General features: G+C 34.1%; 12 protein-coding genes and 1 tRNA gene. 6 read left to right on the top strand and 7 right to left on the bottom strand.

Annotated features, from left to right (window positions below; genetic code table 11):
• Positions 1–134 precede the first annotated feature (134 nt).
• The gene (gene polA / locus DNG35_RS04890; RefSeq protein ID WP_111126632.1) at positions 135–2,975 is read right to left on the bottom strand and encodes a DNA polymerase I; all 2,841 of its coding nucleotides are present in this window, start codon (positions 2,973–2,975) and stop codon (positions 135–137) included.
• Positions 2,976–3,091: 116 nt separating this feature from the next.
• Between polA and DNG35_RS04885 the strand changes: the two genes are divergently transcribed.
• Together DNG35_RS04885 and DNG35_RS04880 are read left to right on the top strand one after the other, a co-directional pair.
• Positions 3,092–4,315 carry a metallophosphoesterase gene (locus DNG35_RS04885; protein ID WP_111126631.1) on the top strand — a complete coding sequence of 408 codons (1,224 nt, stop codon included), beginning with the start codon at positions 3,092–3,094 and terminating at the stop codon, positions 4,313–4,315.
• Positions 4,316–4,400: 85 nt separating this feature from the next.
• Positions 4,401–4,697, top strand: a complete 297-nt coding sequence (locus tag DNG35_RS04880) for a co-chaperone YbbN (RefSeq protein ID WP_111126630.1) — start codon at positions 4,401–4,403, stop codon at positions 4,695–4,697.
• Here the strand turns inward: DNG35_RS04880 and DNG35_RS04875 are convergent.
• From DNG35_RS04875 to DNG35_RS04865, 3 genes are read right to left on the bottom strand one after another with little or no spacing between them, the layout of a single operon-like run.
• Positions 4,694–5,092, bottom strand: a complete 399-nt coding sequence (locus DNG35_RS04875; protein WP_111126629.1) for a hypothetical protein — start codon at positions 5,090–5,092, stop codon at positions 4,694–4,696. The genes DNG35_RS04880 and DNG35_RS04875 overlap by 4 nt on opposite strands.
• Positions 5,093–5,121: 29 nt before the next feature.
• Complete coding sequence (locus DNG35_RS04870) at positions 5,122–6,165, bottom strand: lipopolysaccharide assembly protein LapB (protein WP_111126628.1); 1,044 nt, start codon at positions 6,163–6,165, stop codon at positions 5,122–5,124.
• 2 nt (positions 6,166–6,167) lie between these two features.
• Positions 6,168–9,494 carry a DUF2723 domain-containing protein gene (locus DNG35_RS04865; RefSeq protein ID WP_111126627.1) on the bottom strand — a complete coding sequence of 1,109 codons (3,327 nt, stop codon included), beginning with the start codon at positions 9,492–9,494 and terminating at the stop codon, positions 6,168–6,170.
• A gap of 155 nt (positions 9,495–9,649) precedes the next feature.
• Between DNG35_RS04865 and DNG35_RS04860 the strand changes: the two genes are divergently transcribed.
• A tRNA-Gln gene (locus tag DNG35_RS04860) sits at positions 9,650–9,722 on the top strand.
• Between the two features lie 165 nt (positions 9,723–9,887).
• Here the strand turns inward: DNG35_RS04860 and DNG35_RS04855 are convergent.
• A complete protein-coding gene (locus tag DNG35_RS04855) occupies positions 9,888–10,262 on the bottom strand; it encodes a hypothetical protein (RefSeq protein ID WP_111126626.1) in 375 nt (124 codons plus the stop codon).
• 60 nt (positions 10,263–10,322) lie between these two features.
• Positions 10,323–10,943, bottom strand: a complete 621-nt coding sequence (locus DNG35_RS04850; RefSeq protein ID WP_111126625.1) for a metallophosphatase domain-containing protein — start codon at positions 10,941–10,943, stop codon at positions 10,323–10,325.
• Positions 10,944–11,247: 304 nt separating this feature from the next.
• Here DNG35_RS04850 and DNG35_RS04845 point away from each other — a divergent pair, with 304 nt between their 5' ends.
• Positions 11,248–12,756 carry a hypothetical protein gene (locus DNG35_RS04845; RefSeq protein ID WP_111126624.1) on the top strand — a complete coding sequence of 503 codons (1,509 nt, stop codon included), beginning with the start codon at positions 11,248–11,250 and terminating at the stop codon, positions 12,754–12,756.
• A 30-nt stretch (positions 12,757–12,786) separates the two neighbouring features.
• Positions 12,787–13,680, top strand: a complete 894-nt coding sequence (locus tag DNG35_RS04840) for a tetratricopeptide repeat protein (protein ID WP_111126623.1) — start codon at positions 12,787–12,789, stop codon at positions 13,678–13,680.
• Positions 13,681–14,130: 450 nt separating this feature from the next.
• Here the strand turns inward: DNG35_RS04840 and DNG35_RS04835 are convergent, their stop codons facing one another.
• The gene (locus tag DNG35_RS04835) at positions 14,131–14,961 is read right to left on the bottom strand and encodes a universal stress protein (protein WP_111126622.1); all 831 of its coding nucleotides are present in this window, start codon (positions 14,959–14,961) and stop codon (positions 14,131–14,133) included.
• 167 nt (positions 14,962–15,128) lie between these two features.
• On the opposite strand from DNG35_RS04835, the gene rimP reads away from it, so the two are divergent.
• On the top strand, positions 15,129–15,590 hold the full coding sequence (gene rimP, locus DNG35_RS04830; protein WP_111126621.1) for a ribosome assembly cofactor RimP: 462 nt from the start codon (positions 15,129–15,131) through the stop codon (positions 15,588–15,590).
• Positions 15,591–15,599 lie beyond the last annotated feature (9 nt).

The raw sequence follows: 15,599 nt of genomic DNA, 5'->3' as shown, positions 1-15,599 counted from the left end.
AAATGCTTCGGAAAACTTACGTTGTTTCTTGATTAATTTTAAATTAGCTTTCATATAAATTGACTTTAGTGGTCAACCTATATCAGGGACGTACAACGTACAACCACTAACCACTAACCACTAACCACTAACCATTAATGCGCTTCCAGCCAATTTTCACCCACACCAATTTCAACCTCTAACGGAACTGCCATTTGGAAGGCATTTTCCATCTCGTGTTTGATGATTTTTTTTACGTCTTCTAATTCGGTTTTTAAGACATCAAAGACCAATTCGTCATGTACTTGCAACAACATTTTCGACTGGATGCTTTTTTCTTCAAACACTTTTTGGATGTTGATCATTGCCAATTTGATAATGTCTGCCGCACTTCCTTGTATCGGAGCATTAACCGCGTTACGTTCTGCGCCACTTCGCACCACGTGATTTCTCGCGTTGATGTCTTTAAGATAACGGCGTCTGCCCAAAACGGTTTCTACATATTCGTGTTCACGAGCAAAATCAATTTTGTCGTCTATAAAACCTCTTAGTTTGGGATAAGTCTTATAATAGGTTTCGATGAGTTCTTTGGCTTCGGTACGATTCAAGTCGGTTTGGTTGCTTAAGCCAAATGCTGAAACGCCATAAATAATCCCGAAATTCACGGTTTTAGCATTGCTTCGTTGTTCGCGTGTGACTTCTTCAATCGGGACATTAAAAACTTTAGCGGCGGTAGAAGCGTGGATGTCTTCACCTTGCTGGAAAGCTTTAATCATCGTTTCTTCATTACTTAAAGCAGCAATTATACGAAGCTCAATTTGTGAATAATCTGCGGCTAATAAAATATGATTTTCATCTCTCGGTACAAAAGCTTTTCGTACCTCTCGACCTCTTTCGGTTCTTATCGGGATGTTTTGCAGGTTCGGATTGTTGGAACTCAATCTTCCTGTTGCGGCAACCGCTTGTGCATATTCGGTATGTACACGACCGGTTTTGTTTTCAATTTCTTTAGGTAAAGCATCTACATAGGTGCTTTTTAGCTTCACCAATCCACGGTAGGCGAGTACATCGGCGATAATTTGGTGGTCTTTTGCCAGATAAGACAATACATCTTCTGCGGTAGAATATTGACCCGTTTTGGTCTTTTTGGGTTTGTCTATCAATTTCAGCTTTCCAAAAAGAATATCGCCGAGTTGTTTAGGCGAAGCGATATTAAATTCTTCGCCTGCTTCGTTGTAAATTTGCTTTTCAAGTTCAATGATTTCTTTGTCTAAATCTTTTGAAAACTGCTCTAAAAAATCACGATCTATTTTGATGCCTTCGAGTTCCATTTTAGTTAAAACTTCTAATAGTGGTAACTCAATATTTTCATAAATTTTTAATGAATTGGTTGCTTTGAGTTCCTCACTAAAAATTTGCTTAAGCTGAAAAGTAACATCAGCATCTTCTACGGCGTATTCTGTTTGATCTTTTAAAGGAACTTCACTCATTTTCTTTTGATTTTTTCCTTTTTTGCCAATCAGCTCTTCGATAGATTGTGGAGCGTAATTGAGGTAAGTTTCAGAAAGCACATCCATATTATGACGCATATCTGGATTGATGATATAATGTGCCAACATGGTATCAAAAATTGGTGCTTTTACTTCAACACCGTAGTTTGCTAATACTTTAGCATCGTATTTTAAATTATGAGCTACTTTTTCAATGGTTTTACTTTCAAAAAATGGTTTTAACTTTTCTATTATTGGTAATGATTTTTCTCGCTCTGGCGGAAATGGAATGTAAAAACCTTTTCCTTTTTCCCAGCTAAAAGCAATGCCTACCAAATCGGCTTCAAACGTGTTGAGTGAAGTGGTTTCGGTATCAAAACAAACCGAATTTTGTTGCATGAGTTTTTGGAGGAAAAGTTCAAAACCCAAACCTTCTTCTACCACTTGATACAAATGCGGATTGTTGGCCAAAGTTTTATAGCCTGCAATTTCGTTGACGTCGATATTGATTTCGCCATCGTTGCCAAACAAAGAAAACTGTCCTGTTCCTGCGGTTTGGCTGGCGGTTTTTTTATTGGTTTCTTTTGCTTCTGGTGTTGCTTCCGCGGAAGCGACCCCTCTTTTGTAGAGTTTTAAAAACTGCTCGGTAGCGCGTCTAAATTCGAGTTCGGTAAAAATCTCGACTACTTTTTCGGCTTCAGCAGGTTCTGAAAGTTCGTAAGCTTCTTCATCGAAAGTCACATCGCAATCAATACAAATGGTTGCCAGTTGTTTGGAAAGCAAACCGAGTTCTGCATTGGCTTCTACTTTTTCTTTCATTTTGCCTTTGAGCTTGTCGGTGTTTGCCAAAAGATTTTCCATCGTGCCAAATTCGGCGATAAACTTCATGGCTGTCTTTTCGCCAACGCCAGGTAAACCCGGAATATTATCTGCTGAATCGCCCATCATTCCGAGAAAATCGATGACTTGATCGGGGGTTTTTACACCAAATTTTTTCTGTACTTCGGGAATGCCCCATATTTCGATACCGTTGCCTAATCTTGCGGGACGATACATAAATATATTTTCGGAAACCAGTTGGGCAAAATCCTTATCGGGGGTAACCATATAAACCGTATAATTTTGCTTTTCGGCTTGTTTGGCAAGCGTTCCGATCACATCATCGGCTTCCATACCTGAAAGTTCGACCGAAGGAATGTTCATCGCTTCGAGAATCGCTTTAATGTAAGGAATCGCATCTCGAATCGCTTGTGGCGTTTCGTCACGATTGGCTTTGTATTCAGGGAAGAGCTCCGTACGTTCTACACTTCCGTCTTTGTCGAAACAAACTGCCAGATGATCAGGATTTTCTCTTTTAATCACATCAAACAACGAGTTGACAAACCCTAAAATGGCAGAAGTGTCTTGTCCTTTGGAGTTGATACGTGGGTTTTTGATAAAAGCGTAATAACCTCTAAAAATTAAGGCATAGGCATCTAATAAAAAAAGACGTTTTTTTGTGGTCATCGGTATAATAGTTGTTTGATGTAATCCCTCAAAACTACATGTAATTTATCGAAATTAAAACGACTAATCAACCTTTTCGATAATTTATAGTCATATTTGCGTTGAATTTTTAGTCTATGCGTTGGATTATTTTTGGTGTCATTTTTGTATTGCTCAGCTTTTACAGCCTTCAAGCGATTAAAACGGTTTTTAAAAACAGCTGGATCAATTATATTTACATAGGTTTTTGTTTGTTGGTAGTCGTTTTTTTTACTTACCAATGGTTGCAACCCAGTGAAGGTCGCGTATTAAGTATAGGCAGAAGTTATGCGATGGGATTTTTGCTCAGTCTCATGATTTTTCAGTTGCTAATTGTTGTCTTCCTTTTAGGAGAGGATATCTATAGAATTGTTGCCGCAATAATCCAAAAATTTTCAGGAAAGTCAGAAACGGTACATTTACCTTCACGGCGAAAGTTTATCAGCACTGCGGCTCTTGGTTTGGCTTCGATTCCTTTTTTGGGAATGCTGTACGGAATGTATCGTGGAAAATACAATTTCAGAGTCTTATCTTACGAACTCGAGTTTGACGATTTGCCCGACGCTTTTGATGGTTACCAACTTACCCAAATCAGTGATATCCACTCGGGAAGTTTCGACAATTATGATAAAATTGCCTATGCAGTAGATTTAATCAATCAACAGCAGAGTGATGCGATTTTGTTTACTGGAGATTTGGTCAATAATTTGGCTTCAGAAATGCATGGTTACCAAAATTTATTCAGTACACTCAAGGCAAAAGATGGTGTTTTTTCGGTGTTAGGAAATCACGATTATGGCGATTATGTTGATTGGGAAAATCCCGAAGACAAAATTCAAAATCTGGAGGAACTCAAAAGTATTCAACAACAAATGGGTTGGAAATTGCTCCTCAATGAGCATCATTCCATCGAAAGAGAAAACCAGAAAATTGCGATTGTTGGGGTAGAAAATTGGGGAAAAGGTTTTATCAAAGAAGGTGATATAGACAAGGCAGCACATTTGCTTAAAGCGGAAGATTTTAAAATCGTAATGAGTCACGATCCTTCTTACTGGCAAGAAAAGATAAAGAGCGACACCAACCATTACCAATTGACGCTAAGTGGACACACGCACGGCATGCAATTTGGAATTGAAATTCCCGGTCTGATTAAATGGAGCCCAGTAAAATACCGGTATAAAAACTGGGCAGGAATTTACGAGGAATTTGGAAGATACATCAACGTCAACCGTGGTTTTGGATATTTGGGTTATCCAGGTAGAATTGGGATTTGGCCAGAAATCACGGTTATAAAACTTAAAAAGAAGCAGAATTTCGCTTAAAGCACACAAAATTTCTTAACAAACTCCTAATAATTTGGTGATTTGGAGCTGCTTATTTATTTTTAGTTTTTAATAAACACAACCGATGTCAAAATTTGGAGAATTAATAGATTTAGAACAACCCGTTCTACTAGATTTTTTTACCACTTGGAGTGACGAAGAAACCCAAATGAGTTCTGTTCTAAAAGATGTTGCTGCTGCCGTTGGTGATAAAGCCAAAGTGATAAAAATTGATGTTGAAAAAAACAAAGCTTTGGCAGAAGCACTAAAAATAAATGGTGTTCCTACCCTCATTCTATACAAAAACGGAGAAATGGTTTGGCGACATTCTGGGGAGCAAGATGCCAACACTCTTATTTCTATCGTACAAAAGTATATCTAAACGCGATCTACGTTAAGCTGAGCAAAGAATTCTTCTAAAATTTCTTTCTGATTTTCTTCTATCAACTGGGTATTGATGGTCAACTTTTTCTCTGGTGTAAACACGGTGTATTCTCCCGCAAAATATTTTATACGAGTTACTTTTTTTAAATCGACTTCTTTATTTAATACAGGAATAGTTTTTAACTTTAAAACATCATCTTCTATCGTGACGTATTTGTTACGATGCATCATATACGCTAGAAGGAGATATAAAAAACCTAAAAATATAAAACCATAGTCAATAAACTTGATGTCGTGAAGAAAGAGTCCGACAATTCCAAAAATAGGCCATACGATTCCCATAATTAGGTTAAACCGAATTGTTTTTTTCTTGTATGGGATTTGCATTTGCATCAATGAAAATTTTCATCAATGAAATAAAATTAAGGTTTAAAGATATTGCCTTTTTTTATTTCTAAAGTATTTTCAGGTTTACTATACCAATCTAAAAATCTTGAATATTCATAAGATTTTATATAAGCCCATTTTTCAAATTCTTCAGGAAAACCTTTTTGAAAAATATAGTGATTGTATTCGTCTATATAGTTATTATCTTGAATCTTTTTAAGGTATTGAAGGAGAATGTTTGGATGAGTTTTATAATCTTTTTTAAAATAATTAGTTATAAGATTTGTTCTCATTTTTGATAAGGTAAGAAGATTTACTTCTTTGTAATCAGAATTGATATCAAGAAAATTATTAACAAATATTAAACAAAAAGGAACTTTGAACTCGCTATTGAGGTCATTAACATCTACAATTATTTCACAAAAATTATAATCGGTTTTATTTTCTTCTATGGTAATGGCATCTTTGTAAGTAAAAAACAAAAGTTCACTCATTTCTTCCGTTCTCGCAGTATTTCTTTCTAAATTCATAAAAAGTTCTCCGTAGATTAAGCCAGAAAGTTTATCATTTGTTTTTAAATAAATTTTTGCTAAGCGAAAATAATTGGAAGAAAACATCGGGTCGATTTCAATACCTTTTTTGTAGCTATCAACTGCTTCATTAAATTTTTGCTGATACCAATAGACATTTCCCTTTTCTAAATATAAATTCCCTGCATCAGGAAATAATTTCATTCCCTTTTCGTATATCTGTATAGCTTTTTTTGGTTTACCTAAATAACTATAAGAATTTCCTAAAAGTTGATAAATTTGACTTGAGGAAGGCTCTAATTTTTTTGCTTTATCTAAAATTTTTATGGCTTGCTTATAGTCTTTCTTATATACATAAGCAAGGGCTATTTCGTACGGGTAAATGTAATTGTCTGGCTCTGTATTTGCACATTCTTGCAACAAAACGATACTCTCATCCAGCTTGCCCGCATCCATGAGTTTTATAGCTTCTTTTAATTTTTCATTATTATTTTGGGAAAAAATTATTAGAGGAAAAAATATAAGTAAAACTATTATGTGATTTTTCATGGTTAGTTTTCGTTTACTTCTTCATTGTCTTCTGGAAAAAGTTGTTCTTGTAATAAATCTTTATCAATACCTAGCGAATCAAAAATACTAGAATCGAGTTCTGTTTCACCGGGTCTTTCGTAAATGGCATCATCGCCGTAGAAATGTGTAAACTTTTTGGCATAGCGGTCAAACTCTTCTACTTTTTCCTCAAAAATCTTGTCGTCCTGATTGATTAAAAGTAAATCGATGAGGCTTCTGTATTTTTCTACTTCCGTAAAAATATCTGAAGCAATGCTTTCTTGCATACTCAACTTGAGTGTGCTGAAATAAGTGATGTTTTCTTGATATTTTTTAGCAATAGTGTTCCAGATTTCTCTTGCTCTTTCTTTCTCTCCAATTTGGTAATAGCCAGAAATAAAAGGTTCGTAAAGTGTATAGAAACCTGTTTTTTCCAAGGGCATTTTTTCCATAGCCAAATCGAGCATCTCTTTGGCTCTTACCGAATCTTTTTCCTCTAGCAAGTTTTCGACCAAACGTGCCAGATTGTTTTTGTAGGTAATGGTGTTTTTACGCGTTTCAGGGTCGTAATAAATATCGTCGCTTCCGCTGTTGCCCCATTCCCAATTTTTTACAATCTCGTACATCTTTTCGGTGTCTATTCTACCCATCGTGTATGGGTTTCTTGGGTTTATAGGGGTTTCTATAGGAACCAGCTTGTAACAAACCCCATCGAGTTGTAAATAATCTTTCATCCAGATGTAGTCGTTGTTTCCGAAACTACCGCCGGTAAAATAAATAGGTCGTTCCCAATTATTCTGCGCCACGATATCAAGCATTAATAGATTGTTTTTGTATAAAGCTCCGTTATCTATTTCGATATCGATATAAGGCACAATTTTCTTTTTATCTTCTGGTTTTACAATTCCACTTTCGATAGCATTACTTGCGCTCACGGGAATCCTAATATTTTTGGTAGGAAAAATATTTATCGATTGTCCAGATTGTAACTCTGCTTTGGTGCTCGGGTGATCACTTTTGATGTATTTTATAAAATCTTTAATCAATAAAGTGTCACCAACTCTTGGGTCTTTTAAATAGCGGATGTAGTCATTTTTCCCGTAAAGGTAATCTTCATGTTCTAAGGAAGTTTTGATGCGATCGCTTTCGTAAGCGGCTACTTTCATTTGGTCAATGTACCAGTCGGTTGCCAATAAACTGGTGTTGACTACCCTAACATCGGTACGATAACCTTCTATTTCCTGAGCATACCAAAGTGCAAAGGTGTCGTTATCGCCAATGGTAAACAAAATACCATTTTCGTCGACCGAATCGAGGTACATTTTTGCCATAGAAGTTGCGGTTCTTCTTCCGCTTCTGTCGTGATCATCCCAATTGTTGGCGACCAAAATTCCGGGAACAGCAATAAGGCAGACTATTGTTACTAAAGGAGCGACAATTTTAGCACTCATTTTTTCTCGTAAGAAGTCGAAAATGGCATAAACGCCAAAACCTATCCAAATGGCAAAAACATAAAACGAACCTACCAACGCATAATCTCTTTCACGAGGTTCAAAAGGTCTTTCGTTGAGGTATACTTTTAGCGCTAAGCCAGTAAATAAAAAGAAGACCAATAGCACCCAAAAATTGTTGAGGTCTTTTTTGGCGTGAAAAAATAAGCCTATCAGTCCTAGAATTAAAGGCAGGAAATAATAAGTGTTTCTGGCAGCATTGTTTTTCATGTCCGAAGGAAGATTGTCTTGCGAGCCCAGCCTCAATTCATCAATAAATTTGATGCCGCTTAACCAATTTCCGTCAAGAATATCACCTTTTCCTTGGTTGTCATTTTGTCTTCCGACGAAATTCCACATAAAATAACGCCAATACATATATCCAAACTGGTAGTTGATCATGTAACTAAAGTTGGATTTTGTAGAGGGTTTTTGGACTTCTAAATAAGGAGCAAACTGTTCTAAAAAGCTAATGTAATCGCTGTTATCTAATCTGCCTGTGTTGTATGCCGTTAAAAATTCATTTACAGTTTTTACCAATTGTTCTTCTTGTTGATATTCTGGAAGAATAGTAAACTCAATAGGTCCAGTATATTGCATGTAGTTTTCCATATGTTCTGAAGACCACATTCTCGGTAAAAAGGTTTTGTGTTCTGAACTCGAATTTTGCTTGGCATTTTTCCACTCGTTAACGATTTCGTATTCGCCAGTTTCTAGGTTTTCCTCGTATTTTGGCTTGTCATCGATATACGGATTGTCTTCGTCTAAACCACCAAACATATCGGTAAACTGAGGACCGTAAAACAGTTTGGTTTCGGGGTATTGTTCACGGTTGTAATAAGCCAATAACTCGCGTGCGTTGTCGGGTCGGTTTTCATTGATGGGGGTTCCTGCATTTGCTCTTATCGGAAGCATAATCCATGAAGAAAATCCTATAAAAATATAGAGTATACAAAGAATGAACGTGTTGGCAAGTTTTAAGTCTTTTTTTCTGGTGTAGGTTAGCCCAAAATAAAAAGCAGCAATTAGAACCAAAGCGGCAATAATAGTTCCTGAATTAAAGGGTAAACCAATGCTGTTGACAAAAAAGATTTCGGCGTGACCGAAAAAAGCCAACGAATACGGTAATAAAAGTTTAAAAATAAAAGCCAAAATGGCAACCACCACAATATTGGCAATGACAAAATTTTTGACAGTTATCTTTTCGGTGTTTTTAAAATAATATAGAAAACCAATCGCAGGAATTGTCAATAAACCCATAAAGTGAACCCCAAAAGAAAGACCGATAATAAAAGCAAGTAAAATTAACCAGCGGTTTCCGCGAGGCTTGTGCATATCTCTTTCCCAAAGTAAACCTACATAAAACAAAATAGCCATTAAGAAACTCGCCATGGCATAAACTTCTGCTTCTACAGCACTAAACCAAAAACTGTCGGTAAAGGTAAACGCCAACGAACCGACCAAAGCACTTCCTAAAACGGCTACTTTCTTTGCTCCAGAAATATTTTCTGCTGGACCGCTAATCTTTCGCACCAAAAGCGAAATCGACCAAAACATAAATAGTATGGTAAAAGCACTAGAAAATACCGAAAGTAAATTAACCATTAAAGCTACATTGGCAGGGTCTGAAGAAAACATCGAGAAGAAGGCTCCAGCCATCTGAAATAATGGTGCTCCAGGCGGATGACCAATTTGCAATTTGGCAGATGTGGCAATATATTCGCCAGCATCCCAAAAACTAGCCGTAGGTTCGACGGTTAAGATATAGGTAATGAGTGCAATAGCAAAAACCGACCACCCGAGAATTTTATTCCAGAAATAGAAGTTGAAGTCTTTCATAGGTATTTATTGACTAGTAATTTGGCGAATTTAATAATAATTATGGAATTGCTTTTAAAAACGAAAATAAGCGATACTTATTTTTAAAAATAAAAATTAAATATTTTTTTGGTAAATTTAAAGTTTATTATAAATTTGCATCCGCATTACAGCATTGGCCTATGGTGTAACTGGCAACACGTCTGGTTTTGGTCCAGAAGAGTCTAGGTTCGAGCCCTAGTAGGCCAACAAAATTACAACTCCAATACATTTTTGTGTTGGAGTTTTTTTATAAAGTAAATTATAACTACTACATTTTGGTAAGAGAAATTTAATCTGTTTATTCTTTTCCCTAAAGAAAAATATTCTACTTAGAATAATTAAAAAAGGTAATCGGTAAGTAAAGAAATGTACTTATTGTTTTGATAATAATCTTTTTAATTCTTTAAATCGATTTTGTGAATAAAAATAATTGTAATAATTATTTTTTGAAGGGTCATCTTTTAGGATAATATATCCAAGTTTAAAATCTATGATATTATTAAAACTATATTTTTCATCACTAATTTTAATTGCTTCAGTAGAATATTCAATTTTTTTAAAAGAAAACATTTTCCTTAATAAAGTTATATATAAAAACAATATCGCTAAAATTGAAAACAATATTGCATCATAAACATTTTCAATAATACCATATATCAAAAATCCTAAACAAACAATAGAGCCGATTTTTATTCCAATAGCAAACATCTGCCCTAATTCACTAGTTAAAGATTTAAAATTTTCCATTATTTTTTTTAACAGCAAGTTAGTAAAGATTAATATTTATTTACAATTAATAACATAAACTTACAACTCCAACACAATCGGCGGATTTTTAGATATCAGTTTGTTATCGAAAGATGTTGCGTTGATAAAAGTGGTTTCGCCGAGGGTAACTTTTCCGTAATTTTCGTGCGCATGACCAAAAATGTGGTACTTAGGTTTTATCTTTTTTATGACGTTTCGTAAATAATTGCAACCAATATGATTGTACCTAGTATGGTCTAAGACATCATAAGGTGGCATATGGGTGATAACTACATCGGTATTTTCAGGAATCTTTTTCCAGTTGTTTTCCATTTCGGGAACGGTGAGCCCAAAAGCCCAGCTTTTGCCTAAATTGGTGTTTGGCGAACCATAAAACCGTTTTCCTTTTATGATAATTTCTTTGTTGTGTAAAATATGAATGTTTTTAGGAAGGTTTAATTCTGAGAAATCATCATACATTTTTTCTAAATAATAATCATGATTGCCCGCTACTACAATTTTATAGGTATGTGGTTGGGCAATTAGCCAATCAAAAAAATGATTGGTTTCTTTTTTTCTTCCTAAATGACTGTAATCGCCTGCATGAATAAGGACATCGCCATGGGGAATAAAAAGCTCTTTTTCTTTAGAATGTGTATCGGCTATACAAACTAATTTCATTAAGTAATAATACTAAAACTATATTAATTTTTCTCTTTTACAGTGAAAAATTTAGTAGATTGTAATAGTATTATCGATAGAAAAACGGCAACAGAAACGAAAAATAAAAACTTGATAAACAGGCTCTCGGTCTGAGTAAAACTATAAAACCCGAAAGAAATTTCGGCAATGCTAATGACAAACATAAAAAAGGTTTTTAAAAACATTGGGATTAGTTTTTTATCAAAACTAATTTGAAAACTAATTTGAAAATGATAAGAAAATATTAATTAATTTAAATTTAACTAAAACCTAAATTTACCCTATGAAAAAAAGATTTCTCATTCCGATTGTTCTTATCGTTTTGGTGGTCGTTGCTTGTTTGTTTGCAAATAACTTTATAGAAAATAAAATTAAAAACAAACTGCCTTCTACGATTTTAGAAGGCGATTTCACTTACAAAAATATTGAGGTAAATACCTTCTCTGGAAATGTAAAACTTGAAGGTTTAAACTGGAAAAGAGCGAGAGACACTTCGCAAGTTCAGTTACAAAATGTTCAGGTGAAAGGTTTGAGTTATTACAATTATTTTTTTGAGGATAAAATTAGCGTAGATCAGTTGATTATTGAGAACCCAATTATTGAAATTCAGAAAAAAGTAGCAAAAGATTCGGTAAAAAAACCAGCAAAAAAACCAACACTTAAACAAGCTGTTTTTATTAACGAACTTCTCCTTAAAAACGGAAAAATTACCCAAAAAAGAGATTCAGTAACTCATCTAAGTGTTCGAGATTTTCATTTAACCCTAGAGAATATAAGTATCAATGAAGAAACTTTAGCGGCAGAAATTCCTTTTAAAACGGAAAATTACCAGTTGGAAGCCAAAGAAATTTTTATGGATGCTGGTGATTTACAAACCCTAGAAGTAAAAGATATTCAGCTAGATGCTAAAAATATCGCTGTTGTGGATTTATTTTTAAAACCTAAGTACTCCAAAACGGAATACATCCAGCATATTCCTTACGAAAAAGATATCATGACCTTAAAAATACCGAGTATAAAAATACAAGATTATGAGTTTGTAAACGATTCGGTAAAACAGTTTGAGGCAAAAATGATTGTCATAGATCAATTGTTTTTAGATATCTATCGCGATAAAACCGTCAATGACGATTTACGAGAAAAACCTTTGTACAGCAAAATGTTACGTGATTTAGAGGTAAAACTCAAGATAGATTCGGTAAATATCAAAAACTCTTTTGTAGATTACCAAGAACGCATACGGGTAGATGCAGAACCCGGTCGGGTTTTTTTCGATCCCATCGAGTTTGAAATTGCAAATGTGACCAATATCGATTTAGACCGCGAAGATTTTCCGGAAACCAAAGTAAAAATCACTACCAAGTATATGGGTGTCTCTCCGTTAGATTTCAATTGGAGTTTTAAAGTTAACGATACTTTAGATCGATTTAAGGTTTATGGAGCTGGATTTAATATTCCAGAAGAATCCATCAATTCTTTTTTTGTGCCCGCGTTTAATATGAAAGCCGAAGGTCACGTTAAAAAAGCTTTTTATAATTATACGGCAAATCCACATCAAGCCAGTGGCGATTTTAAGATAGAATACGACAAGTTTAAACTCGTTGTCTTAAAAAAAGAAGAAAAGAAAAAAAGCAAGGTGTTGAGTTTTATTGCTAATTTGGTAGTGAAAAACAAAACCGACGAAGGCGGAACAGAGGAAAAAGTAGAGGCTGTACAGCGCGATAAAACCAAATCTTTTTGGAATTTTTTCTGGAAGTTTATCGAAGGCGGTTTAAAGAAAGTGTTGTTGTAGAATATTTGGCATTAAACCAAGAAAAAACATATGAAAAAAAAATTAGCGACTTTAATTATTGTTTTTGTTTCACAAACAGTCATGAGTCAGAATTATCAAACTGAATTTCAAGAATATTTCCAAGCAAATGATACCATAAATCAATTGAAAATTTTGGAAAAATGGCAATCTAAGAATCCAAAAGATGCCGAACTTTATACAAGTTTTTTTAATTATTATATAAAAAAATCACGTCAAGAAGTACTGACATTTACAAATGAAGAGCCAAACGGAGATGGTTTTGTACTTAAAGATAGTTTGAATCAAACCGCTGGTTTTTTGGGAAATCAAATTTACTATAATCAAAGAGAATTAAAAAAAGGATTTGACAAAATTGATAAAGGGATCGAACTTTATCCAAATCGACTTGACATGAGATTTGGTAAAATTTATGCCCTTGGAGAAATAACTGATTGGACAAATTTCACTAAAGAAATAATTAAAACAATAGAGTTTTCAGCTAAAAACAATAATCTGTGGACTTGGACAAACCATGAAAAATATGATGGTGGTGAAAAAGAATTTCTGTTAAGTATTCAAAGTTATCAAATACAGCTATACAATACTGGAAATGATGATTTACTAAAAAATATGCGAGCAATTGCAAATAAAGTTTTGGAGTATTACCCTAACCATATAGAGAGTTTATCAAATATTTCAATAACTTATTTATTGACTGGCGAATATGACAAAGGGATAGAATCACTTTTAAAAGCAGTAAAAATTAATCCAAAAGATTTTATAGTTCTTAGCAATATTGCATACGCTTACAAATTGAAAGGTAATAAGGAAAAAGCAATTGAGTATTATGAAAAAACTTATGAATATGGTGATGAACAAGCAAAGCAATATGCTAAACAACAATTAGCACAATTAAAAAAATAAAATACGCAGTTGTGTTATAACATTTAATGTAAATATATATTGATTAACCTAATAGATAAGATTTTTAAAATATATAAATATTCAAGTTTAATATTTACAATAGGATTTATTGTTTTTATGATAATTGATGATTTTGTTTTTATAAAAAAGTATTGGAAATCTCATTATATCGATTATTTATTTGGTCTAGGTATTTTGTAATTTATTTTATTGCTTTTTCTATAATATTTTGGATAATGTCACTTTGTATTATTTTCCTTTATCGTAAGTTTATTCAGAAGAGTAGTTTATAAAAAAAACCAATTATTTCAAGAACTCATTCTTAAATTGTTATTGATAATGAATGCTTAAGAATAACCCATTAATGACTTCTATTAAGACTCCTTAACTTTGACTCATCAATTCGAGACGACTCAGTAATCATAATTCATTACTGTGAAATTTCTCACCTCATATCTTAAAAGTCACCACAGGTCGTTTGGCATGATTGGCTAAATCTTCGCTCAAACTTCCGTTAAGGAAATGCGCCAAACCTTTTCTGCCGTGTGTACTTATACCAATTAAACCTGCATTTTTACGACTTGCAAATTTTAAAATGCCTTCTTCCACCGATTTGGCATTGTAGAGCTCAAAATCATATTTGTCGTACGTCACTCCACTAAAAAACTTTTCGGTTTTCTCATCGATATAGTCAGTGGTTTTAAACTTGTTGGAAGTATTGATGTAAACTACGTGCATCATCGCATCCATTTTACGGGCAAAATTTAGAGCTTTTAAAAAAGAATGACGTTTGTCTTCTAGCAAATCGGTGGCGTAGATCATGCTATTAATGCCGTTGATTTCGAAATCGTGCTTCACCACCAAAACAGGAACTTCGGCGTGGCGAACTACTTTTTCGGTGTTCGAACCAATAAAAATTTCTTTCATTCCGCTAACGCCATGCGAACCCATCACAATCAGATCAACTTTGTTTTCTTTAATAAAATCCATGATTCCTTCAAAAGTTTTGTTGAACTGAACCGTCTCGTGCACTTTTATGCCTTCAAGAAAATCGAGTGCCATCATTTTTTCAAACTTCTGATGCGCCAATTTCATAAAAAAGATAGATTCGGGAAGGTTGTTTCCGTTACCTCCAGCAACAGGGTTGATAGTGTCAGCTGGCAAGTCGAGTAAATGGGTAAGGTAGATTTCGCTATCGTATTTACGGGCCAATTGTGCCGCTACTTTTAGGGCATCTTCAGCTTGTTTGGAAAAATCGGTAGGTACAAGTATTTTTTTCATATTAATAGTAATTATAAGTTGGTTTTCTATTTTAAACTTAAAGTTACGAATAATTTCTTTGAAGGTCTAATTTATTATATTAGAAATATTTACTATATTTGCACCACGTTAATTAGGAAAAATTGAGTGAGGGGACAAAAAGTCCCCTCTTTTTATAAAATTTTTTTATGCAGCATGAGGTGGTAAAACAGCTTTTAGATAAAGCTTTAGAGGAAAATAAAGAATTGTTTTTAATCGATTTTAAGATTAAACCTAATAATGAGATTTTGGTCGTTATCGATGGGGATCAAGGTGTTTCGGTAAACGATTGTATAGAAGTGAGCCGCAAGATAGAGCACAATTTAGACCGAGAAGAAGAAGATTTTTCTCTAGAGGTTACTTCTGCAGGAGTTACAGCGCCACTTCAATTACCGAGACAATTTAAAAAGAATCTCAACAGAAAGTTAAGCGTAAAAACTGCCGATCAAAGTATAGAAGGAAACCTTACTGAGGTAACAGAAGAAGCAATTACACTTACGTGGAAAGCAAGAGAACCCAAAGAAACCGGTAAAGGAAAAGTCACCGTAGAAAAACAACAAGTGATTCCTTACCAAGAGATAAATGAAGCAAAAGTGATGATAACATTTTAACTAAAAAAT

Origin of the sequence: Mesonia sp. K7 (assembly GCF_003233725.1) — a bacterium.
GTDB lineage: Bacteria > Bacteroidota > Bacteroidia > Flavobacteriales > Flavobacteriaceae > Mesonia.
This window is presented reverse-complemented; position numbering and strand designations above follow the sequence as displayed.